Here is a 22,980-nt window from a genome sequence, read left to right on the forward strand (position 1 = left end):
AGCACACATGGAGAGGAGGGGCCGTGTCCACTCTGCGTGCCAGGGCGACCGCCGAGCTCCAGCGTCGGATCGACGTGCTCCCGCGCGACGTCGCGCGGTTCGAGGCGGTCGCCGCGGCGAACACGCGAGGTTTCGGGATCCACAAGAGCCAGGTGCTGGCGCTGAAGATCCTCATGAACGAGCTGATCCAGCGCCAGAGAGGCATCCTGGAGCGGCTCGGAGCGGACCTGTCCGACGCCGACTTCGCGGATGGCTTCGGCAAGCTCCTCGTCGAGATCGCGGGCGCGCACGGGGTGTGGAACATCTTTTCTCAGACGCTCGCGCAGCGGGAGCAGCCGGCGCTCGCCCCCCCGCTCGACGCGGCCGACCTCGTGGCCGCCGAGTGTTACCAGGCGTGCATGAACACGGCGCGCAACTGGGGCCTCGTCCCCCGCGAGGGGATGCGCGAGCCTCCGCTGGTCTGCCTGGAGGCGCACTACGGGCCGGTCGCCGTGAGCCGCCAGAACCCGCTCCGCGCCCTCCGCAGCTCGCTCCGGAGCTACCGCGACCTCCGGCTGCCGATACCGATCGTGCTCCTGCCGGCCGATCAGACCGAGTGCGCCTGGCTCCTTGTCATGCTCTGCCACGAGGTCGGCCACAACGTCGATCAGGATCTGGCGCTCTCGAGCGAGCTGACCAGGGCGCTGCTCCTCGGCACCGACGGGGAGATCCCGTCCGACCGGCAGGAGATCTGGTTCGGCTGGACCCGGGAGATCCTCGCCGACGCGATCGGTGTCCTCCTCGGCAACGCCGGCTTCGCGCTGGCGCTCGGGTCGCTTCAACTGGTGCTCGCGCCCGGGAGCCAGCAAGGCGAGCTTGACCGGCGCGATCCTCACCCGCACCCGATGATCCGCGTCCCGCTGCTCGCCGCGCTGCTGCGGCGGCTCGGGGTCGCGGCGCTCGCCGGCGCGGCCGACCAGATGGAGCAGGACTGGCGGGCGCTGCCCGCGCCGGCCTGGGTCGCGCCGTTCCTCGGCGACCTCGGCGCGATCGCGGGCACGTTCCTGGAGAGGAAGCTGGACGCGCTCGGCGGTCGCGCGCTCAGGGAGCTCCACCCGGACGTCGCGGCCGACGTGAAGCGGGCAGACGCGCTCGCGCGCTATCTCAGGAGCGGTGAGCTCCGCCCGGCGCCGGACAAACCCTCGTATTTCCCCTACCGCCTCGTGCCGGTCGCGGCGCAGCTCGCGGTCGCCTCGGCGCCGCCGCCGGTCGAGCTCGGCGCCGTCCAGCGGCGAACGATGGAGTTCTTCGCGGCGATCCCGCGGCCGCCGATGCTGGCGGGCGCGGCGTCGCTGTCCCCGCAGCGCGCCGCGTCCTATGCGCGGATCGCGCGGTCGGTCGACTTCGCCGGAGATTGCGGATGATCACGAGGCGGAGCGCGCAGCTCTCTCGATATCCAGAGATCCTCGTCCGCATCGCCCCGGTCCGCCCCGCGGAGCCGGTCACGCCGCGCGTGACCGGCCGCCGCGTGTGCCGGCGCTACCACGCGTGGATCTACACGAAGCTCGATATCTCCTCTCTGCTGCTCGGGGACCCCGGCGCGGTCGAGCCGGGCGGCGCGTCGCCGCTGCCCGAGATGGCGGGGCTGCCGCTCATCGGCCATGAAGAGATCTCCGTCACCTGGCTCAGCTACGCCGAGTATCTGAGCATCTTTTACGAGGGCGAGGAGGCCCTGCTCGAGCTGCGGCGCCGCCTCATCGGGTCGATCTCCCGCGGGCTCCGGGCGATCCTGCGGCTCCGGCCGCACGCGCCCCGGCGGCTGCGCATCTGGTGGTCGACCGAAACGCCCGAGCTCGACGAGCTTCCCTGGGAGATCCTCCTCCACGGCGAGCACCGCCCGCCGCGCCTCTCGATCGTGCGCGGGATCCCGGGGCGGGTCGTGCCGCCGCTCTCCCTGCGGGAGGGACAGCCGCTGCGCGTCGCCGTGGTCGACCCGACCGGCGGCGCGCCCGCCTCGCTCTCCGAGGCGCTGGAGGGCCTGGGCTCCGGCATCGAGGTCGCCTGGATCGAGGAGGACGACGCGCGCAAAGCGCTCTCCGCGGCGATCCAGGCGGGATTCGAGGTGATCCACGTGGTGGCCGACGGCATGGTGCCGCTCGGCCTGGAGGGCCTCCTCGAGTTCTCGGGGGACGAGGACGACACGCTCTCGTCCCTGGAGCTCACTGCCATGCTGCGCGGGTCGAGCGCCACGATCCTCTCGCTCACCCCGCCGGAGACTCCCCGCGTGGGCCACGGCGGCATGCCCGCCGTGTACCACGCGTTCGCGCACTTCGGCCATCAAAGCGGCGATGGCCCCACGATCGCCGCCCAGCTCGGTCCCATGCATCCCCGCGTGTACCGCGAGTTCTGGCGCGCGTTCTACGAGCGGCTCGCGGCGTCGCTCGACGTGGAGGACGCGATGATGGCTGCGTCGCAGCGCCCCCTCCTGACGCCCGTCGTCCTGTTCCTCCGGCACCGCTTCGGCCGGCAGTTCACCCGGCCGGGCGACGAGGCGCGGCGCTCTCCCACGTGGCCGACGTTCGGCGCGGGGCAGACCCCGGAGGACGACGTGCCGCTCACGCCGGCGCAGGTGACCGCCGATCTCTCGTGCTCCCGCGACCTGCTCGGCGCGGCGAAGATGCTGGAGGCCCACTACGCGTCGCTCGGGCTCGAGTTCCCGGGCAAGGGCCTCATCGAGCGCGAGGGCCAGCGGCAGGCCGCCCTCGACGAGGCGCTCGAGCAATCCCTGTCCGAGGACACGGAGCCATGAGAAACCCCGAGTTCGTCGTCGACATCGAGCCTGGAGCGGGCTCGCACCTGCGGCTGTGCGTCCATGCCTGCCACCTCGCGCCCATCGATGACGAGCTCGAACGGCCCTTTCCGAGCCTCCCGCCCGCGGATCTCGACGAGCTGCGGAGCGGCTACGGGTCGGAGCAGATGACCGAGTCCCTGGCCGAGCAGGTCACCGGCTGGCTGCTCCAGAACGATCTCCGCGGCCACCTGGGCACCGCGGTGAACGCGGCGACTCAGCCCTTCCGGATCGTCTTCCGGCCGCACCCGGCGGTGCTTCCGTACCTGCACGACGTCCCCTTCGAGCTGCTCAAGCTCGACGCCGACCCGCTCGCGCTGCACCCCTGGGTACGGGGGATCGTCCACTCGTACAAGCGCCACCGCGGGGTGGCCGCGCCGCCGGCGCTGCGCTGGAGCTGGCCTTTCCGCGTGCTCCTGGTCCGCACGAACCCGAAGGACCTCGGCGGGGACGTGCCGCCCGTGCTGCCCATCCGCGATCGCGTCGTCGCGATCGCGCGCGGGTGCGGGCTCGCCGACGTCGTGCAGGTCACGGTGCTGAGCAGCGAGGCGGGCGCAGGCGGGCCCGTCACCTACGATGCCTTCCGCGCCGAGCTGCGCAAGGTGCGCTACGATCTCCTCGTTTACATGGGGCACGGCGACCTCCAGGAGGTGGGGTTCGAGGGGTTCCCTCCGATCGGCGTCCTCCTGTTCGAGCTCGAAGGCAGCGATTTCGCCAACCCGATCCGCGCCGATCAGCTCCGGAGCGAGCTCCTGAACCGGCCCGTGCCGGTCGTTGTGCTCGCGGGCTGCATGACCGCAGCGGGCGAGGCGCTGCGCGAGCGGCTGCCGCAGTGGATGCGCGGCAACCAGAACGTGGCGCACTCGCTGATCCACGGCGAATCCGGCGTCCAGTGCGCGATCGGGATGAGTCACCGGCTGGAGGCGGTGGACGCCGAGCGCTTCCTCCAGGCGTTCGTCCTCAGCCTGTTCAAGCAGAGCCCTGGCGACGTCGAACGGGCCGTGCGGGCGGGACGCGAGGAGATGTTCGCGCAGAAGCCGTATCCGCCCAGCTGGTCGGCGCCCGTCCTCTTCCGCGTGGCGAACGTGGAGCCGCTGTTCGACTTCCTGTGCACCGCGCCGACCGCGTTCGACCCGCTCGACGAGCACGACCAGGCGCTGCGAGAGAAGGCCTGGAAGTTGCGGAGCGAGCTGCCGGCCACGCTGCCCCCGGAGACGCGACAATTCTCGAGCTCAATGCTCGATACGGTGGAATCGGCGTTCCTCGACCGCAGGCGGCAGGGGGGGGCCACCCTGGTGTGGCCCGCGCGGAACGAGGCGAAGCCCGGCGACACCGTGACGGTGTCTGTCCAGCAGATGGGGTCGGTCTCCGTATCGCGCCTGGAAGGACGGCTGTCCTTCGCCGAGGCGATCACGGTGCGGGCAGCCCGGCCGGCGTCGGCGCTCAAGGCTGCTGGGCTGCGCGCGTTCTTCGCCCTGGATCAACCGGGCGAGGTGCGGTTCGTCGCGTCCGCCCCATCCGGAGAGCCGGTGACGCTCGGCGCTGGTCCGCTGTTCGAGGTCGACCTGACGCTGCCCGGCGCGTTCCCCGCCGTGTACGAGTTGCGGGTTGACGGGCTCGCATCCGAACCGAGGTTGTTCATGTGCGGCTGGAACAATGCGATCGTTGTGCCGCTGCCATGAGGCCGCGCCGGGGTCGATATGAAAGCGATCAGGCCGGAGGAGCCGACGCAACCCTCGTTGCTTGAGGCTCACCCCGAGCTGCGGGCGCTCCTTGACCGGTCCGAGCTCTTCCGCCGTACCGAGGAGCGCTATCGCATCGAGATCGAAGGTCAAACGCTCTACCTCGTGCGGGGGGACACGCTCGGCTCGCGCGAGGAGCTGCTCATCGACGCGCTCGTCCGCGGCTCCGCGCCCGAGAGCGCCGACCCGCTCAGCCGCGCGCTCTTCCTTGAGCTGCCCGGACACCTTCAGGAGGTGATCCGCGGTCTCACGCGATCGGAACCACAACCATCACCCAAGAGCCCGGGTGCTCCGGGCCAAGGAGAATCGCCATGGCCATCACCGATCCGGCCATCGCGCAGAAGGTAGGGGAGCTCAAGACGAGGCTCCCCACGTTCGAGCTCGATGGGAAGCTGATGTATGTAGCGGAGGGCGACCTCCTGCTGGAAGAGGAGCAGCTCGCCGACTACGTGCCTCACGCCGCCAACGTGGAGCCGCCGAACCTGGACGCCGGCCCCGGAGGGGAGGGGCTGGTCGGCATCCTGCAGGACGGCAGGCCGCTGCGCTGGCGTCCGGGGTTCGTGATCACGTACTGCGTACTCAGGGCGACCTTCCGGGACGAGCGCCAGTACGCGACGGTGCGCGCCAACATGCTGACGGCCACGCGCGACTGGGAGGAGACCTGCGGCGTGTCGTTCCGCCACGTGGCCGAGCTCGACGGGAGCACGAGCCGCCCCGCAGAGGTCGTGTTCCCGGTGCGGCTCAACCTCTCCGGCGGGGCTTTCATCGCCGCGTCCTTCTTCCCGAACGACCCGGTCGGGAGAAGGCAGCTCCTGATCAATCCCTCCTATTTCTCGCCCTCGCTCGGGTTCAACCCCGTCGGCGTGCTCCGGCACGAGCTGGGTCACGTCCTCGGCTTCCGGCATGAGCACATCCGGAGCGGCGCTCCGCCCGCCTGCCCCCGGGAGGACATGTCGCAGACCATCGACCTCACGGCCTACGATCCCAGGTCGGTGATGCACTATTTCTGCGGCGGCGTGGGGAACCCCGAGCTCGAGATCACCGAGGTCGACGTGCAAGGGTCGCAGCGGGTGTACGGCATGCCGCTCTCCAGCTTCCGCCTGGTGGCTTGAAGGCCGGGGCGTGCACCGGCGTGGCGCCGGCATCGCCTCTGAGCTCCTGAGCGGCGCCGACCTCGTCCGGTGAGGTGCCCTCTCCAGCGCGGCTGCCTGCGCCGCGTGCGCCGCGCCGACCCCACGCGACCGCAAGCGAACGCGCCCCGGTCCCGGCTCGCCGACTCAAGCCTTCAGGCCGCGATGCTCTCGATGGCTCAGGCTCTATCGCGCGGGGCGACCCGACCCAGGTTGGGCATCACCGGTCGGCTGAGTCGCTCGGACGGACAGCCGGTTATGGTCGGGTCTCCGGGGTAGCGGCGCGAGCCTCCTCGACGTGGCGCAGGCAGGTCTCCCGGTTCGCTCGGGCCATGGGCTCGGGCACGCGAAGGAGCTCTATCCTCCGCTCGACGGGCATGCAGTAGGTGGTCGCGGTCCACAGCTTCGGGTCGTCGACGCCGCGGAGCGGCTCGAGGTCGGTCCACACCCGCACGAGCTTGTCGTCGGATCCGGCGACGATGTGCTTGCCATCTGGGCTGAAGGCCACGCTGTTGGCCGGGGAATCGAAAACGCGAAGGACCAGCGGCTCGCCCGTCCCGTCGGCACGCCACACGCGCACGGTTTTGTCCTGCGACCCAGTGACGATGCGCCCTCCGTCGGGGCTGAACGCCGCCCCCAGGACCCAATGCTCGTGGCCGCGCAGGACCAGGGGCTCGCCCGTGCCGTCGGCATTCCAGATCCGTGCGGTCTTGTCATACGACACCGTGACGACGCGCTTGCTGTCAGGGCTGAACGCCGCGGAGGAGACGGCACCCTCGTGGCCGCGAAGGACCAAGGGCTCACCCTTGCCATCGGCGTTCCACACCCGCACTGTCTTGTCCCAGGACGCGGTGACGATGCGCTTGCCGTCGGGGCTGAACGCCGCGGAGGAGACCCCATCCTCGTGGCCGCGCAGGACCAGGGGGTCGCCCGTGCCATCGGCGTTCCACACGCGCACGGTTTTGTCTCTCGACGCCGTGGCAATGCGCTTGCCATCGGGGCTGAACGCCGCGGAGTAGACCGCACCCTCGTGGCCGCGAAGGACCAAGGGCTCGCCCGTGCCATCGGCGTTCCACACCCGCGCGGTGTTGTCGTACGACGCCGTGACGATGCGCTTGCCGTCGGGGCTGAACGCCGCCGACTTGACCCGCTCCTGGTGATCGCGAAGCACCAGGGGCTCGCCCGTGCCATCGGCGTTCCACACCCGCGCGGTCTTGTCATACGAGGCGGAGACAATGCGTCTGCCATCCGGGCTGAATGCCGCCCCCAGCACTCCATTCTCGTGGCCACGGAGGCGCAGGGGCTCGCTCGTGACGTCGGCGTGCCACACCCGCGCGGTCTTGTCATAGGACGCGGTGACGATGCGCTTGCCGTCGTGGCTGAACGCCGCCGACACGACCGCTTCTTCGTGACCACGAAGGAGCAGCGGCTCGCCCGTCCCATGGGCGTTCCATACCCGCGCGGTCTTGTCATAGGACGCGGTGACAATGCGCTTGCCATCGGGGCTGAACGCCGCCCAGTAAACTGCATCCTCGTGGCCGCGAAGGACGAGGGGCTCGCCCGTGCCGTCGGCGTTCCATACCCGCGCTGTCGTGTCATAGGACGCGGTGACAATGCGCTTGCCATCGGGGCTGAACGCCGCCGAGTAGACCACTCCCTGGTGGCCACGAAGGACGATGGGCTCGCCCGTGCCGTCGGCGTTCCACACCCGCGCGGTACCGTCCTGCGACGCGGTGACAATGCGCTTGCCATCGGGGCTGAATGCCGCCGAAAAGGCCCCGTCCTCGTGGCCGCGGAGGACGAGGGGCTCGCCTGTCCCGTCAGCGTTCCACACGCGCGCGGTCCTGTCGTGCGACGCGGTGACGACGCGCTTGCCATCGGGGCTGAACGAGGCCGAAGCGACCCGATCGTCGTGACCCCGGAGGACCACGGGCGTGCCCGTGCCGTCGGCGTTCCAGACGCGCGCCGTCTTGTCATAGGACGCGGTGACAATGCGCTTGTCATCGGGGCTGAACGCCGCCGAGTAAACCACTCCCTGGTGGCCACGAAGGACGATGGGCTCGCCCGTGCCGTCGGCGTTCCACACACGCACGGTCTCGTCCCATGACGCGGTGACGATGCGCTTGCTGTCGGAGCTATAGCGCGCATGCATGACCGCCTCTGGATGGCTGAGCACCGCGCGAGCGAGCCCGCTGTGCAGCGCCCCGTGCGCGAGATTGGCCCACCCTCGCGGCACAACGGGCGGCTCGACCTCGCGCAGGATCGCGAGCACCGTCGTGGCATCGGCTTGCAGCTCGCGGGCCGTGGCCATGCGGGTCGCGTTGCGCGCCTCCCGGGCTTCGACCTGCGCGCGAGCCGCTTCCTGGTCGGCGCGCGTGGCCTGCTGACTGGCACGGATCGCCAGGAACGACACGACGACAGCGATCGCGCTCAGCGCGGCGGCCGTGCCGACGGCGAGCCGCCGGCGCAGACGCCGCGCGTGCTCGACAAGGCCCACGACGGCCAGCAGGTATCGCTCCTCGCGCTTGCCGAGCCCGACGTGCCAATCGGCTCCCAGGTCGGCGCGACGGCGCTCGTACCACGCCCTCGCGTCCTCCGCCGCGCGGTCGCGCCAGAGCAGCCCCTCGGCCTCACCGCTCGCCTTCCACTGCTGGGCCGCGGCGCGCAGCCGGGCCAGGAACTGCGCGTCTTGCTCGCTCTCGGCGAGCCACTGGCCGAGCTTCGGCCACCTGTCGATCAAGGATTCGTGGACCAGCTCCACCGTCGTGCGGTCGCGCGCTCCTCCGGCCTCGTCGCTGCCAGCCTCGATGTGCAGGAGCCGCGCGCCCGCCAGGCGCTGGACCACCTGCGCGATCGCGTCGCCGGCAGCGCCCTCGCCGTCCTGCGCTGCCTCGCGGAGCTCGTCCAGGCTCACCACCGCGCGTGTGCGCTCGGGCGTGACCAGGCGCAGGAGCACCGCCCGGGCCAGCCGCTGCTCGCGCGACGGCAGCGACGAGAGCACCGCGTCCGCGTGGGCGGACAGCGCGCCGGCGACGCCGCCGAGGCGTTCATAGCTGTTCCGCGTGAGCAGCCGGCGCGCGCGATCCCGCGCCTCCCACAGCTTCGCGGCCGTGAACTGCAAGAGCGGGAGCGGGCTCCGCGTGCCCTCCAGCGTGCCCAGCATGTGCTCGATCATCTCTGCGGTCTCGAAGCGAACCCCGGCCGCCTCGAGCGGCCGCGTGAGGGCCTCGCGCAGGCCATCGCGCCCCATGGGCCGCAGGAACCAGAGCCCGTGGATCACGTCGGTCATGAAATTGCGGTCCTCGGCCACGCGCTCGAGGAAGTCCGAGCGGACGGCGAGCAGGACGCGCAGGGGCGACGACGCGTCGTCGGCCGCGCCCTCCAGGCAGGCGACGAACGCCGCCAGCTCCTCGGAGGGGGCTCCGAGCGTATAGAGCTCCTCGAGCTGGTCGACGAAGAGCACGATACGGCGCCTCCTCCCTTCATGGCGGCAGCGCGCGCGCAGCCGGGCGCCCAGGGCACCTGGCTGGGTGCGCAAGGTGGCGACCAGCGCGTCATGATCGGGGAGCTCGGGAGCGCCCGTCGCTGCCCCGCTCCCCGCCGTCGCCCCAGGCGTGGACTCCGCCTCGGCGACCTGCACGAGCACATCGGCGAGCGCGGACAGCGGACGGCGTCCCGGCCGCAGGATGAACGCCTCCCAGTGGCCTTCGGCTCCCTTCAAGGCGGGGATCACGCCCGCGCGCACGAACGACGATTTGCCCGCCCCGGAGGGGCCGGCGATGACGAGGAGCTGCTGGCTCCGCACCCGCTTCGTCATGGCGGCGATGTCCCGATCGCGGCCGAAGAAGCGCGCGGCGTCCGCCTCCTGGAAGGCGGACAGGCCGGCGAACGGGCTTTCGTCCTCGCCCAGCTGGAGCGCCTTCCGGCCGGGCAGGAGCGCCTCGAGCTCGGCGAGGAGCTCCCTGGCCGAGCCGATGCGCTCGGCCTTGCGCTTCTTCAGGCAGCGGTCCACGAGGGCGCCGAGCGCGCCCACGTCCGGGCGCCTCTCGCTCAAGCTGGGCATGGGGACATCGACGTCGACGATGGCCGAGAGCCGCGCGTACGAGAACGGGTGCAGCGGGTGCTCCCCCGTGAGCAGCTCGTAGAGCAGGATGCCCACGGCCCAGAGGTCGGTGCGACAATCCACGTCGCTGCCCTGCAACTGCTCGGGCGACATGTACCCCGGCGTGCCGACGATCGCGCTCTTCCGGTGCCCGCCGGCGTCGCCGGCGAGCGCCGCCCGCGCGTTCCTGACCGAGGCGACCACGCTCGCGTCGATCCGCTTGGCGAGGCCGAAGTCGAGCACCTTGATGCACCCGGCGTCGTCCATGCGGATGTTCTCCGGCTTGAGATCGCGGTGCACGATCCCGAGGTCGTGCGCGCAGACCAGCGCGCGAACGACAGGCACCATGACGCCGATCACGGTGCTGGCCGCCCTCGGGCCAGGCGGCAACTGGGCGGCCGGCGACCCGGGCGCGCTGGGTTGCTCGCGCTGGGCCATCCATTCGCGCAGCGAGCGGCCCTTGATGTACTCGAGCACGAGGTAGGGACATCCAAGGATCTCGTCGACCTCGTGGATGACGACGATGTTCTCGTGCCTGCAGCGCGCCGTGGCCCGTGCCTCGTCCAGGAAGCGCTCGATCGTCTGCCCGGTGTAACGGCGGAGGAGTTTGAGCGCGACCAGGCGGCCGAGCCTCGTGTCGCGGGCCAGGTACACGACCCCCATGCCGCCCCGGCCCAGCTTGCGAATGATCTCGTAGTGCTTGAGGACGTCGCCGGCCTTCAGGTGCATGCGGCCCGCGGTGGGCTCGGCCGGCGGCCCCGCATCACCGGTACGGAGAGGCACGGCGTCGCGCGCTTGCCCGCTGGATGTCAGGCTGGCCGGGACCTCGGCGAGCGTGCGCGCGGGCTCCTCACCGGAGGTCCCGAGCGCGCCCAGGTCGTCAGGGTGGATCGCCGCGTCCCGTCCCGAGGCGGTCAGGGCGCAGCCGGCTGCCTCCTCTCGCCGCGCCCCGGCCCCGCTCGGCGCGGCGTCCAGGATCAGGTCCTCCCGGCGGAGCCCGGCCACCTCGCAGGCGTCGAGCTCGCGCAGCAGATCGTCCGCCGTGCCTGCCCGCGCCGCGACATCCTCGATCGTCGCCCGTCGCAAGATGTCCCCGAGCGGGTGATCGAGGAGCGCCCGCGGGATCCGGCCGGGCTCGCCGCCTTCCGGCGCGAGAGCGTCTCCATCCCGAGACATTCCGCAGGCTGCCCGCCTGCCCGTGAGGCACTCGAGGAACACGAGCCCCCACGCGTACAGGTCCGAGCGCGCTATCGGCGCGAACCCCCGGCGCTGCTCGGGCGCCGCGTAGGCCAGCGCGCCGATGAGCTCGGTGCCGGAGGCGCGCGCTCCGTCCTCTCCGCCGGGCGCTCCGGCGGCGACCGCGGCGAAGCCGAAGCCGAACAGCAGCGCGCTCCGCTCTGCCCCCGAGGGCACGACCATCACGTGGGCCGGCCGGACGTCCCCGTGGACCATGCCCTGCCGGTGCGCGCAGGCCAGCGCGTCGAGGACCTGCCTCATCAGGCGTCGCGCCTCCTGCGGATCGAGCGCGCCGCGGACCAACAGCAGCTCGGCCAGGCTCTGCCCGGGCGCGCGCTCGAACACGGTATAGAGCAGCCCCTCGTCCGTCTGTCCCGCGTCGATGAGCCGGACGATGTTGGGATGGCGGAGCCGCGCGCAGCGGCCCATCTCCCGCAGGAAGTGCGCGCGGTGGCGTCGCGCGATGCCCCCGGAGACCCCCTCCGGGAGGATGTGTACGACCTCGAGGACGACGGGCCGCCCACCCGCGATCTGCCGCCCGTGGTAGATCGCGGCGTGGGGGGCCTCCCAGGGCGAGGAGAGGATCTCGTAGCGATCCTGGAACAACGTCCTTGGAGCGAGGGTCACCTGGTTCATCATGGTCCCTCCGGTCGCGGCCGCCTCGCGTGGCAGTTGCGGGCGAAACGTCCTCATCCGGATCGATGTCGCCGACGCAGCGAGCCCGGCGGTCGAGCTTGCCCTGCGCCGCGGAGAGAGCTCGATGAGGTGGCCGGCCCGACTCTGGGGCAGCCAGCCTCGCTGCCCTATCGCCTCTTCTTCGGGCAGCCAACCTCGCTGCCCATCGCTCCTTCTATAGAGTCGTCTCCGCCCCTCGTCCGGCACAAGCGTGTATCCAGCGCACCAGCGCACCTCACGGTGCGCGTGCCGCCGGCCGCACTGCCGGACGAGCATGGCATCAAGCCAGCTGGCGAAGGGAGCGAATGCAGAGGGCGCTCTGGAGCAGAGGGCGCCTGGGACAGCACGCGCGCGGCGCGGTGCAGCGGGCGCTCCGGCCTGGCCTTGTGGCGTCAGCCGCCGCAGGACTGGGCCGCTCGGCGTGCCCTGCCCGGTCCCCCGGACGTGCTGGGCTCCGGCGGAGACGACGGGGAGGAAGGGGAGTCGCTGGGGTTTCCGCCGTGAGGGCGTAGGGCGGCGCGAGAGGGGAGGCGGAACGGGGAGGTCGCGATGGGGTGGGGCGGCCCCGCGAGGGGGGCGGGGTGGGTCGAGACCGAAACGGGAGGCCTCGGAGGGGGAGGCGGGGAGGTCACGAAGTGGCGGAGCGGCCTCGCGAGGGGGGCGGGTCGGTCTGAAACCGAACCGGGCGGCCTCGGAGGGGGAGGCGGGGAGGTCGCGAAGTGGCGGAGCGGCCTCGCGAGGGGGCAGGTCGGTCTGAAACCGAACCGGGCGGCCTCGGAGGGAGCGCCGGGAGGTCGCGATGTGGCGGAGCGGCCTCGCGAGGGGGGCGGGCCAGGTCGAAACCGCAACGGGCGGCCTCGGAGGGGGCGCGACGAGGTCGCGACGTGGCAGCGTGGCATGGCGAGGGGGGCGGCGGATCCGAGACCGGAATGGATGGCCACCGAAGGGCGGAAACAGCTCACCGCTGCTCCCGGGCCGCCGCGCGGGCGTCCTCCACGCGGTGCAGGCAGGCTTCCCGGTCGGCTCGGGCCATGGATTCGGGCGTGCGAAGGAGGTCTATCCTCCGCTCGACGGGTATGCAGTAGGTGGTCGCGGTCCACAGCTTCGGGTCGTCGACACCGCGAAGCGGATCGAGGTCGGTCCACACCCGCACGATATTGTCGTCGGACGCGGTGACGATGCGCTTGCCATCCGGACTGAAGGCCACGGCGTTGACCGCGGAATCGGAGACGCTCAGGACCAATGGCTTGCCCGAGTCGTCGGCGTTCCACACCCGCGCTGTCTTGTCCTGGGACCCAGTGACGATGCGTCTCCCGTCGGGACTGAACGCTGCCCCTAGGGCCCAGTGCTCGTGGCCACGAAGCACCAGGGGCTCGCCCGTGCCATCGGCATTCCATACCCGCGCGGTCTTGTCTAAGGACGCGGTGACGATGCGCTTGCCGTCGGGACTGAACGCCGCCGAACAGATCTGGCCCTCATGACCCCGAAGGATGATGGGCGCGCCTGTGCCGTCAGCGTTCCACACGCGCGCGGTCTTGTCCGAGGACGCGGTGACGATGCGCTTGCCGTCGGGGCTGAACGCCGCCGCTTCGACCCGATCCTCGTGGCCCCGAAGGATGATGGGCGCGCCGGTGCCGTCGGCCTTCCACACGCGCGCGGTCTTGTCCGAGGACGCGGTGACGATGCGCTTGCCGTCGGGGCTGAACGCTGCCGAGTCAATCGCGCTCTGGTGACCGCGCAGGACCACGGGCGTGCCTGTGCCGTTGGCGTTCCACACGCGTGCGGTCCACACGCGTGCGGTCTTATCCCAGGACGCGGTGACGATGCGCTTGCCGTCGGGGCTGAACGCGGCCGAGTAGACCTCGCTCTGGTGACTGCGCAGGACCACGGGCGTGCCTGTGCCGTCGGCGTTCCACACGCGCGCGGTCTTGTCCAAGGACGCCGACACGATGCGCCTGCCGTCAGGGCTGAATGCCGCCCCCAGCACCCCCTTCCCGTGCCCCCGAAGGATGATGGGCGCGCCGGTGCCGTCAGCGTTCCACACGCGCGCGGTCCTGTCGTACGACGCGGTGACGATGCGCTTGCCGTCGGGGCCGAACGCCGCGGAACCGATACCATCCTCATGACCCCGGAGGACCAGGGGCGTGCCTGTGCCGTCAGCGTTCCACACGCGCGCGGTCTTGTCCCAGGACGCGGTGACGATGCGCTTGCCATCGGGGCTGAACGCGGCCGAATAGATCAGCTCGTCGTGACCCCGGAGGACCAGGGGCGCGCCGGTGCCGTCGGCGTTTTGCACCCACGCCGTCTGATCCCAGGATGCGGTGACGACGCGCTTGCCATCGGGGCTGAACGCCGCAGAAGTGAGCCGGTCGTCGTGACCCCGGAGGACCACGGGCGTGCCCGTGCCATCGGCGTTCCACACACGCGCGGTCCTGTCGTACGACGCGGTGACGACGCGCTTGCCGTCGGGGCTGAACGCCGCAGAAGTGAGCCGGTCGTCGTGACCCCGGAGGACCACAGGCGTGCCCGTGCCATCGGCGTTCCACACACGCGCGGTCCCGTCGTGCGACGCGGTGACGACGCGCTTGCCGTCGGGGCTGAACGCGGCCGAATCGACCCGATCGCCGTGACCCCGGAGGACCACGGGCGTGCCCGTGCCATCGGCGTTCCACACACGCGCGGTCCTGTCGTACGACGCGGTGACGACGCGCTTGCCGTCGGGGCTGAACGTGGCCGAAGTGACCCGATCGTCGTGACCATAAAGAACGATGGGCTCGCCCGTGCCATCGGCGTTCCACACGCGCGCGGCCCCATCGGAGCAGGCCGTGACGATGCGCTCGCCGTCGGGGCTGTAGCGCGCATTCGTGACCAAGTCGGGATGGCTGAGCACCGCGCGAGCGATCCCGCTGTGCAGCGCCCAGTGCGCGAGAACAGACCACCCTCGCGGCACGTCGAACGGCTCGACTTCGCGCAGTATCGCGAGCACGGTCGTGGGATCGGCTTGCTTCTCGCGCGCTGTGGCCATGCGGGTGGCGTTGCGTGCCTCTCGGGCTCCGGCCTGCGCACCGGCCGCTTCCTGATCGGCACGCCGGGCTTCCTGGCTGGCGTCTACCGCCAGGCGCGACACGACGAGCGCGACCGCGCCGAGCGTGACGAGCACGCCCATCAGGAACTGCTGGCGCAGGCGCTGGCGCCGCGCCCGCTCGGACAGGTCCACGACGGCGAGCAGATAGCGCTCCTCGCGCCTGCCGAGCCCGACGCGCCCATCGGCTCCGCGGGTAGCGCGGCGGCACTCGTGCCACGCCCTGGCGTCCTCCGCCGTGCGATCGCGCCAGAGCAGCCCCTCGGCCTGGCCGCTCGCCTCCCACTGCTGGGCGGCGGAGCGCAGCCGCGCCAGGAACTGCGCATCTTGCTCGCTCTCGGCGAGCCACTGCCCGAGCTTCGGCCACCTCTCGATCAAGGACTCGTGAACCAGCTCCACCGTCGCGCGATCACACGCACCGCCGGTCTCCTCGCCAGCTTCGATGAGCAGGAGCCGGGCGCCGGCCAGGCGCTGGACCACCTGCACGACAGCGTCGCCGGCATCACCTTCGCCGTCCTGGGCCAGCTCGCGGAGCTCGCCCAGGCTCACCACCGCGCGCGTGCGCTCAGGCGTGACCAGGCGCAAGAGCACCGCCCGGGCCAGCCGCTGCGCGCGAGATGGGAGCGCCGAGAGCACCGCGTTCGCGTGGGCGGACAGGGCACCGGCGACGCCGCCGAGCTTGTCATAGCTGTCCTGCGTCAAGACCCGGCGCGCGCGATCCCGCGCCTCCCAGAGCTGAGCGGCCGTGAACTGCAAGAGCGGCAAGGGGCTCCGCGTGCTCTCGAGCGTGCTCAGCATGTGCTCGACCATCTCCGCCGTCTCGAAGCGATGAGCGGCCGCCTCGATCGGCCTCGTCAAGGCGTCGCGCAGGCCGCCTCGCCCCATCGGCGGAAGGAACCAGAGCCCGCCGGTCACGTCGTTCATGAAATGATGATCCTCGGCCATCCGATCGAGGAAGTCCGAGCGGATGGCGAGCAGGACGCGCAGGGGCGACGAGGCGTCGTCGGCCGCAGCTTCCAGGCAGGCGACGAACGCCGCTCGCTCCTCGGGCGCGGCGCCGAGCGTGTAGAGCTCTTCAAACTGATCGACGAAGACCAGGATACGGTGCCCGGGTCCCGCACGGCGACAGCGCGCGCGCAGCCGAACACCCAGATAGCCCGGCTGGGAGCGCAGGGGGGCGAGCAGCTCGTCGTGATCGGAGAGCTCGGGCGGACCCGTCGCTGCGCTGCTCGTGGACTCCGCCCCGGCGACCTGCGCGAGCACATCGAGGAGCGAGGACAGGGGACGGCGCCCCGGGCGCAGAACGAACGCTTCCCAGCGCTCCTCGGATCCCTTCAAGGCCGGGATCACCCCCGCGCGCACGAACGACGACTTGCCTGCCCCGGAGGGCCCGGCGACGGCCAGGAGCGGCTGGTTGCGCAGCCGCGCCGTCGTGGCGGCGATCTCACGATCGCGGCCGAAGAAGCGCGCCGCGTCCGCCTCCTGGAAGGCGGACAGGCCGGCAAATGGGCTCTCCTCCTCGCCGAGGTCGAGCGCCTTTCGACCGGGCAAGAGCGCCTCGAGCTCGGCAAGGAGCTCCAGGGCCGAGCCGACGCGCTCGACCTTGCGCTTCTTCAGGCAACGGTCGACCAGGGCGCCAAGCGCACCCACATCCGGGCGCTTCTCGCTGAGGCGGGGCATCGGAACATCGAGGCTCGCGATGTCCGAGAGCCGCGCGCGCGAGAACGGCTCCAGCGGGTGCTCCCCCATGAGCAGCTCGTACAGCATGATGCCAACGGCCCACAGGTCAGCGCGATGATCGACGTCCCCGCCCAGCAGTTGCTCGGGGGACATGTACCGTGGCGTGCCGACAGCCGCGCTTCTCCGGCGCTGGCCAGCGCCTCCGGCGAGCGCCGCCCGGGCGCTCGTCATCGTCGAGACCACCTTGGTCTCGATCTGCTTGGCGATACCGAAATCGACCACCTTGATGCATCCGGCGTCATCCAGGAGGATGTTCTCCGGCTTGAGATCGCGGTGCACGATCCCGTGCTCGTGCGCGCACACCAGCGCGCGGACCACCGGAGTCATGAGCTCGATCACGACGTTTGGCGCCCTCGGGCCGGGCGGCGTGTTGGCGCCGGGCGACCCGGACGCGGGGTGCTCGCGCTGGGCCATCCACTCGCGCAGCGTGGGACCCTTGATGTACTCGAGCACGAGGTAGGGACATCCAATGATCTCGTCGACCTCGTGGATGACCACGATGTTGTCGTGCCTGCAGCGCGCCGTGGCCCGCGCCTCGGCCAGGAAGCGCTCGATCCTGTGCCCGCTGTATCTGAGCAGGAGCTTGAGCGCGACAAGTCGTCCGAGCTTCGTGTCGCGGGCCAAGTACACGACGCTCATGCCGCCCTGACCCAGCTTGCGGATGATCTCGTAATGCTTGATGCGGTCGCCGGCCTCCAGAGGGATGACGCCCCTTGCGGGCCCAGCAGACGGTGGCGCAGGCGCCTCCTCCTGGGAGGGCTCAGCGGACGGTGACGCAGCCGCCTCCTCCTGGCAGGGCCCAGCGGACGGTGGCGCAGCCGCCTCCTCCTCCTCCTGGCAGGGCCCAGCGTTGTCTGTTCGCTCCTCCGGCATCCGCGCCGCTGCCAGTCCCGGTGGAAGCGCGGCGCTGCCCGCTCGCTCCTCTGTCCTTCTCGCTGCTCCGATCGCCAGCTCGTCCGGCTTCATCAGGTCTTCCCGGCGGAGCCCGCCCACATCGCAGGCGTCGACCTCGCGCAGCAGGCCGTCGGCCGTGACGTACCGCGCCGCGATCTCCTCGGCCGTCGCCCGTCGCAAGAGGGCGCCGAGCGGGTGATCGAGGAGCGCTCGAGGCATCCTCGCTGGCTCACGGCCATCTCGCTGGAGTGAGGCTCCTTCCGGCGGCCCGCCGCGGCCTGCACGCCTGCCCGTGAGGCACTCGAGAAACACGAGACCCCAGGCGTACAGGTCCGAGCGCGCGGTCGGCGGGAACCCCCGGCGCTGCTCGGGCGCCAGGTAAGCCTGCGAGCCCACGAGCTCGCGGCTGGACACGGGCGCTTCCTCCTGGTCCGCTCGCGCGACGGCGGCGACCGCGCTGAAGCCAAAGCTGAGCACCAGGGCGCTCCGCTGCGCTTCCGAGGGCACGACCATCACGTGGGCCGGCCTGAGATCCCCGTGGACGACGCCCTGCCGGTGCGCGCAGCCCAGCGCGTCGAGGACCTGCCTCATCAGGTGCCGCGCCTCCGGCGGCTCGAGCGGGCCTCGGGCCGACAGCAGCTCGGCCAGGCTCTGCCCGGGCACGCGCTCGAAGACCGCATAGAGCTGACCCTCGTCGGCCTGCCCCGCGTCGATGGGCCGGACGATGCCGGGATGGTGAAGCCGCGCGCAGCGGCGCATCTCCCGCAGAAATCGCGCGCTGCGACGGCGCGCCAGATCCGCGGGGCCGCCGTCCCGGGGGAGGCGCATGATCTTGAGGACGACCGGCTGCCCGCTCGCGATCTGCCGCCCCTCGTAGACGACGGCGAGCCTGCTCTCCCGGAGCAGGGAGAGGATCTCGTAGCAGCCCTGGAACACCGTCCTTGGAGCGAGGTTCTCCTGGTTCATCACAGCCCCTCCGGTCGCTGCCGCCTCGCGCGGTGGCCTCGGGCGAGCGGTCACGCACCGTCAGATCGACGCGTCACGTGGCGCGCGGAGCCGGACGCCCACGGCGGCCCGGCGCCGCGCCGAGGGGCGGGGGCGCGGTGCCCGCCTACTCGAGCCTGAATCGGAAGATGGCTGGCTGGGCCGTGCCTACCTGCGACGCCTCCACGTAGTTGGCCGGCGAGTGATCGCCCCACGAGAACGGCACCGGCACCCATCGGATGATGGGCAGCTGCTCCTTCACCCAGGCGAAGATGCCGACCGCCGCGCTCACGAGGAACGTGCGCGTCTGGCCCGCGATCTTGCCCTCGTACGTCCACCCCTGCCCCGTCGAGCGGTACGCCCTCCCGACGTGCACGAAGTACCCCGTCGAGAGCGGCGGCAGGCGCGGCACGATGTCGTTGGCATAGACGAATCGAAACAGCCTGTCCCCGAAGAGCTCTTCGGCCCTGGCAGCGAAGCCCGCGTCGCCGATCATCGGCTGCCCGAACGTGTAAACCCCGCGGAGCCGCTGCCGGATCTCCCCGTACTTGCTGTCCGTGAACAGGCGCGCGGCGATGAGGGCCGCCATCGCTGCGCCCAGGCTGTGACCGGTGATGAAGAGCGCCTCCAGCTTGCCCTGGGCCTCGGGCGCATGCCCGGCAGCAGGCGTCGACGCGACGCTGGGGCGCGGAGATACCTCGGTGCCCGGGAGGACATCGCGGATGTGCTCGCCGCGGAGCGCCGCGCCGAGGTGCTTGTCGATGATCGACCACATCACATCGACGTTGCGGGCGAAGCCGCCGTGGACGTGCCCGAGCGAGCAATATCGCTGCGACACGACGCTCGCGTCCGTGAGCCAGTTGAAGAGGTTCCCCGGCTCGGTCCCCTTGACGCACAGGATGAGAAGCCGCCTGCACCTGCTCTGGATGAAGCAGACGTCGCTCGCCACGAAGAGCGCATCGTTCCGCACGCTGATCCTCGCGAGGTCCCAGTCGCCGTAAACCGACATCGCCTTCTCCAGCGTGTCCAGATCCGAGTACATCCACGCCGATGCCAGGGACAGGACGAGCGTCGCCTCGGCGTCGGGCTCGCGCACCGCCGGATCCACCCGCAACATCCGCTGGATCGTGCCTCGTTCGGCGGATGGCTCAGCCTCGGCATCCGATCCGGGGGCCGCCGACGGCCCCGCTATCTCCAGACACGGCGTGGCAACGATGGAATCGGTCATGAGCCCTCCCGTCATCAAGCTGCCTGGCTTCCCAGGACGCCGCTTCGTGCGAGTCGGACAGGCAAGCACCCTGCCACGGATCCTGTGTGCGCGCTCGACGAGCCTACCGCCGGCAGGTCCTCGATGCCAACCTGCGCGCCTGCGCCTGCGCGCGTCAAGCGACCAGGGCGAACGGGGCGGCATGGGCGAAGTCGCTTCGCGACCCTGTCGAACGGAGCCGCTTCGCCGCGGCGAGCAGCAGCCCCGCCGCTCTCTCCCCGGCCGGGCCGACCCATGCCGCTCAAGGCCTCGTAGGGGGTCTCGACGCGCCCAGCCTCGAGAGCAGCCTCAGGCTGCTCTTTCGCTGCGTCACCGGGACTGTGTACGGGGCGCCGGCGTGCTCGCGTGCGTCACGTAAAAGCCCGCGTCCTTCAGGCTCTCTATCATCATGGTGCTGATGCCGGTCACCTGTTGGATCTGCTCCCAGCTGCTGAACCCCCCGAGCTCCTCGCGCTTCTGAACGATGGCCTGCGCGCCTTCCTCGCTCACCTGGCTCACCCGTTGAAACTCATCCGCGCCCGCCTTGTTGATGTCGGTCGTGTCAGCCATTCGCGCCTCCGGGCAAGCTCTGTGACGGCGGTCCTTTGGCTCTTGCCCGCCCAGAGCCTGGTGCAGCGTGCTTGCGATGGGGAGGGGCCCCGCGGCGTCGAACAGCAGGACCTGACCGGGCAGCCGCTCGGCGCGGGGGCTGCAAGGCGCCGGCGGCGACTCCAGGCGAGCGGCGCATCGACCATCGGCCCGAGCTTGCTCGCACCTTCGAGGCCGGCGACAGGCCGAGCGGTCGACCGATCGCCTCGTGAACGCCACGAAGTTCACGGTCCCGTGCCGGATGGACTCTCGACTTGGACACAGCTCCCCGACACCGGGCAGCTTTGCTCAAGTCGAGACTAGCAGGATCGAGAGCGCACCACCGCGGCTGTCCGCGCGAGCCACGCCGCGGGATCTCTCGCGTGGTAGGGGTGCTCCGACAGCTCGATGTCGTCGAGGAACTTGCGGTAGATGGTCGCCTGGCGGGCCGCGGCGACGGGCGCGAGCAGCTCGGCGGCGCGCTCGGGGTCGGAGCCCGGGATCGCGGCGCGCCACGCGCGGCTCCAGAAGCTCCGGAGCGGCTCGACGGCGCCGGGCGGGGCCCCGTCGAGGAACGCTGGCTGATCGAGCAGCGGATGCCCGACGCCGCTGTCGCCCCAGTCCAGCAGGACGGCCGACGTCGCGTCGCCGCGGGCGTTGCCGACGTGGAAGTCGCCGTGAACCAGCGTGTCGGGCAGCCCGGCCTCGGCGAGGCGAGCGAAGCGCTCGGGCAGGCCATCGACGAAGCTGTCGAGGGTCGCCCGATCGCCGGCGGACAGCTCGGGCGTCCGAGCCACCACGTCCGCGACGAGCCGGGTCAGGGCCGGCCCACGCCAGTCCGGCAGCCCCAGCGAAAGGAGCTCGTCGACCTTCCGGCTCGCGTCGCGCTGCAGCCCGACAAGCAGCGAGACCAACCTCTCCCGGACGGGCAGCTCGGCCTCGTAGAGATCCTCGCCAGGGATCTCGAGCATCAGAATCCGCCGGCCGTCGTGGCCGAGGAGGGCCGGCACGGGTCCGCCCGAGAGACGCGCGATCACGGCCCCCTCGTGCCCGAGGAAGGGAGGGACGTGCTTCAGCCAGACCGTCTGGTCGCCAGCACGGAGGCGCCACAGGCTCGACAGGTTCCACGACCGCACCTGCTCGGCGGGCGCCGTCCGCGCGAGGCCTCGATCCCGCAGGACGGCGTCCGCCCACGCGAGGTCGTCTGCAGGCCCGCCCGGCCGCGCCCACGGCTGCCGGAGCGGGTGGTCGTCGAGCGCCCCGCGCCAGGGCTCGACATCGGGCGGCGACGCTTCGATCTCCGCCTCCGCGAGGTAGGTGACCGCCCCGCCGTGGGGGGCCGGGAGCTCGGCGGCGAGCATCCGGAGGACCGTCACCTGGAGGCCGAAGCGCTCGCGGGCACCCTGGACGACCGCTTGCGCGTCCTGCCACCACGGCGTCGCGACCGGATAGGGCGGCAGCGCGCCAAGGAGCTCACCCCTCGCCGTGACGAGGACGAGCCGAACGACGCGCGGGGGGTGGGGCAGCATCGAGCGATGATAGCGAACCCCTGGCGTCGCTCGCGCGCGAGCTCTCGGCCCCGCAGCGAACGGCCGGCGTCGCTCGCGCGCGAGCGCTCGGCCTCACAGCGAACGGCCGGCGTCGCTCGCGCGCGAGCGCAGCGCGCAGCCTCGCGGCTCAGAGCCGCTCCGCCGCGACGGCGGCCCTGACGGCGCGCTCCAGCGCCTCGCCGTCCTCGGGCGAGAGGGCGCGCATCGCGCCGGGGAACGCCGCCTCGAGGTCCACGAGCACGTCGAGGGCCGCCTCCTCGTCGACGGCGGTCCGATCGTGGCGCCCCACCTTCGACGCGGCGGACGAGAGGCGCGGGCCGTTCACGAGCCGCTCCCCCCAGCGGATCAGCGTGGCGACGTCGACCGGGCGCTCCGGGTCCCACGGCGCGCTCTCGTCGAAGCGGTCCTCGCGCATCTCGGCGATCTTGCGCTTCAAGGCCATGTAGGCCCCGGCGGGCATGCGGACGTCGGGCTTGGCCACCAGCCCCTCCGCGAGGTTCTCCGGGCCGAGGGGCGGCAGCCCCAGGGCGGACGCGACGCGCGACGGGAAGCGCTCGGGCACGGCGGCGATCTCCGCCTTGCGCCCCCGGGCGAGCAGCGGGGGCATCATGAGCCCCGCCGCGGCGGCGACCGGGGCTGCCTCGCTCCAGGCCAGGAAGGCGTCCTCGCCGGCATCGACCGCGCGCAGCTCGAAGGGCGCCCACCGCAGGTCGGGCGCGTACCAGACCCCGGTCTGCACGGGGCTCACGCCGCCCGAGGGCACGTCCGGATGCGGGTAGCCGCCGCCGAAGAGCTCCCCGTAGAGGACGAGCCGCGCCGCGCCGACCGCGGCGTACGCCGCGCGGGCGGCGTCCCGGAGCGACGCGCGGAGCAGCTGCCAGCCGAAGAAGGGGTCCTCGTCCCGGAGCCACTCCTTGCGCTTGCCGAAATGGACGCCGGCCGCGTCCACGCCGATCACGAGCTGCGCGCCGTGGATCTTCTCGAGCGCGACCCAGGTCGGGGCCTCGCTCGCGCCGAGGCACGGCATCTTCGGGAAGGGAAGGAACTCCATTTCCGGCGACGATAGCGCCGACGGCGCGGCTTCCAGCGACGATAGCGCCGACGGCGCAGCCGCTCCTCGGACGCCGGGGTACCGGTCAAACTTTGACAGGGAGACGGGGAGGCAGGGAGAGAAAACCTAGTAA

General features: G+C 71.6%; 10 protein-coding genes and 1 pseudogene. 4 read left to right on the forward strand and 7 right to left on the reverse strand.

The annotated features are described in order from the left end of the window. The first annotated feature begins 23 nt into the window (after positions 1-23). From WMF19_RS03980 to WMF19_RS03995, 4 genes are all read left to right on the forward strand, one after another. The gene (locus WMF19_RS03980; RefSeq protein WP_437897861.1) at positions 24-1,403 is read left to right on the forward strand and encodes a hypothetical protein; all 1,380 of its coding nucleotides are present in this window, start codon (positions 24-26) and stop codon (positions 1,401-1,403) included. Continuing rightward, entirely contained in the window at positions 1,400-2,788 is a 1,389-nt protein-coding gene (locus WMF19_RS03985) for a hypothetical protein (RefSeq protein WP_437897862.1), read from the forward strand. Before WMF19_RS03980 ends, WMF19_RS03985 begins: the two co-directional genes overlap by 4 nt. Then, positions 2,785-4,509, forward strand: coding sequence for a CHAT domain-containing protein (locus WMF19_RS03990; protein WP_437897863.1), 1,725 nt, complete (start codon positions 2,785-2,787; stop codon positions 4,507-4,509). Before WMF19_RS03985 ends, WMF19_RS03990 begins: the two co-directional genes overlap by 4 nt. A 371-nt stretch (positions 4,510-4,880) precedes the next feature. Beyond that, positions 4,881-5,681: a hypothetical protein gene (locus tag WMF19_RS03995; protein WP_272097838.1), complete on the forward strand. Its 801-nt coding sequence runs from the start codon at positions 4,881-4,883 to the stop codon at positions 5,679-5,681. A 274-nt stretch (positions 5,682-5,955) separates the two neighbouring features. On the opposite strand, the gene WMF19_RS04000 is transcribed toward WMF19_RS03995, so the two are convergent. The 7 genes and pseudogenes from WMF19_RS04000 to WMF19_RS04030 all read right to left on the reverse strand — a co-directional run bounded on the left by WMF19_RS04000 (position 5,956) and on the right by WMF19_RS04030 (position 22,847). Next, on the reverse strand, positions 5,956-10,530 hold the full coding sequence (locus tag WMF19_RS04000; RefSeq protein ID WP_437901592.1) for an nSTAND1 domain-containing NTPase: 4,575 nt from the start codon (positions 10,528-10,530) through the stop codon (positions 5,956-5,958). A 453-nt stretch (positions 10,531-10,983) separates the two neighbouring features. Continuing rightward, positions 10,984-11,988: pseudogene (locus WMF19_RS04005) on the reverse strand (protein kinase domain-containing protein); the annotation flags it as partial. A gap of 682 nt (positions 11,989-12,670) precedes the next feature. After that, entirely contained in the window at positions 12,671-18,394 is a 5,724-nt protein-coding gene (locus WMF19_RS04010; RefSeq protein ID WP_437897864.1) for an nSTAND1 domain-containing NTPase, read from the reverse strand. A gap of 145 nt (positions 18,395-18,539) precedes the next feature. Beyond that, positions 18,540-19,529 carry a lipase family protein gene (locus WMF19_RS04015; RefSeq protein WP_437897865.1) on the reverse strand — a complete coding sequence of 330 codons (990 nt, stop codon included), beginning with the start codon at positions 19,527-19,529 and terminating at the stop codon, positions 18,540-18,542. 459 nt (positions 19,530-19,988) lie between these two features. Then, positions 19,989-20,228 carry a ComEA family DNA-binding protein gene (locus tag WMF19_RS04020; protein ID WP_437897866.1) on the reverse strand — a complete coding sequence of 80 codons (240 nt, stop codon included), beginning with the start codon at positions 20,226-20,228 and terminating at the stop codon, positions 19,989-19,991. A 338-nt stretch (positions 20,229-20,566) separates the two neighbouring features. After that, a complete protein-coding gene (locus WMF19_RS04025; RefSeq protein WP_437897867.1) occupies positions 20,567-21,775 on the reverse strand; it encodes an aminoglycoside phosphotransferase family protein in 1,209 nt (402 codons plus the stop codon). A 148-nt stretch (positions 21,776-21,923) separates the two neighbouring features. Beyond that, positions 21,924-22,847, reverse strand: a complete 924-nt coding sequence (locus tag WMF19_RS04030; protein ID WP_437897868.1) for an RNA ligase family protein — start codon at positions 22,845-22,847, stop codon at positions 21,924-21,926. Positions 22,848-22,980: the final 133 nt, after the last annotated feature.

The organism is Sorangium sp. So ce124, assembly GCF_051525235.1.
Classification (GTDB): Bacteria; Myxococcota_A; Polyangia; order Polyangiales; family Polyangiaceae; genus Sorangium; species Sorangium atrum.

Coding starts and splice junctions, on each gene's coding strand:
- WMF19_RS04000 (WP_437901592.1), bottom strand. CDS start 10,530: ATGCACCTGAAGGCCGGCGACGTCCTCAAGCACTACGAGATCATTCGC.
- WMF19_RS04015 (WP_437897865.1), bottom strand. CDS start 19,529: ATGTTGCGGGTGGATCCGGCGGTGCGCGAGCCCGACGCCGAGGCGACG.
- WMF19_RS03990 (WP_437897863.1), top strand. CDS start 2,785: ATGAGAAACCCCGAGTTCGTCGTCGACATCGAGCCTGGAGCGGGCTCG.
- WMF19_RS04010 (WP_437897864.1), bottom strand. CDS start 18,394: ATGAACCAGGAGAACCTCGCTCCAAGGACGGTGTTCCAGGGCTGCTAC.
- WMF19_RS03995 (WP_272097838.1), top strand. CDS start 4,881: ATGGCCATCACCGATCCGGCCATCGCGCAGAAGGTAGGGGAGCTCAAG.
- WMF19_RS04025 (WP_437897867.1), bottom strand. CDS start 21,775: ATGCTGCCCCACCCCCCGCGCGTCGTTCGGCTCGTCCTCGTCACGGCG.
- WMF19_RS04020 (WP_437897866.1), bottom strand. CDS start 20,228: ATGGCTGACACGACCGACATCAACAAGGCGGGCGCGGATGAGTTTCAA.
- WMF19_RS03985 (WP_437897862.1), top strand. CDS start 1,400: ATGATCACGAGGCGGAGCGCGCAGCTCTCTCGATATCCAGAGATCCTC.
- WMF19_RS04030 (WP_437897868.1), bottom strand. CDS start 22,847: ATGGAGTTCCTTCCCTTCCCGAAGATGCCGTGCCTCGGCGCGAGCGAG.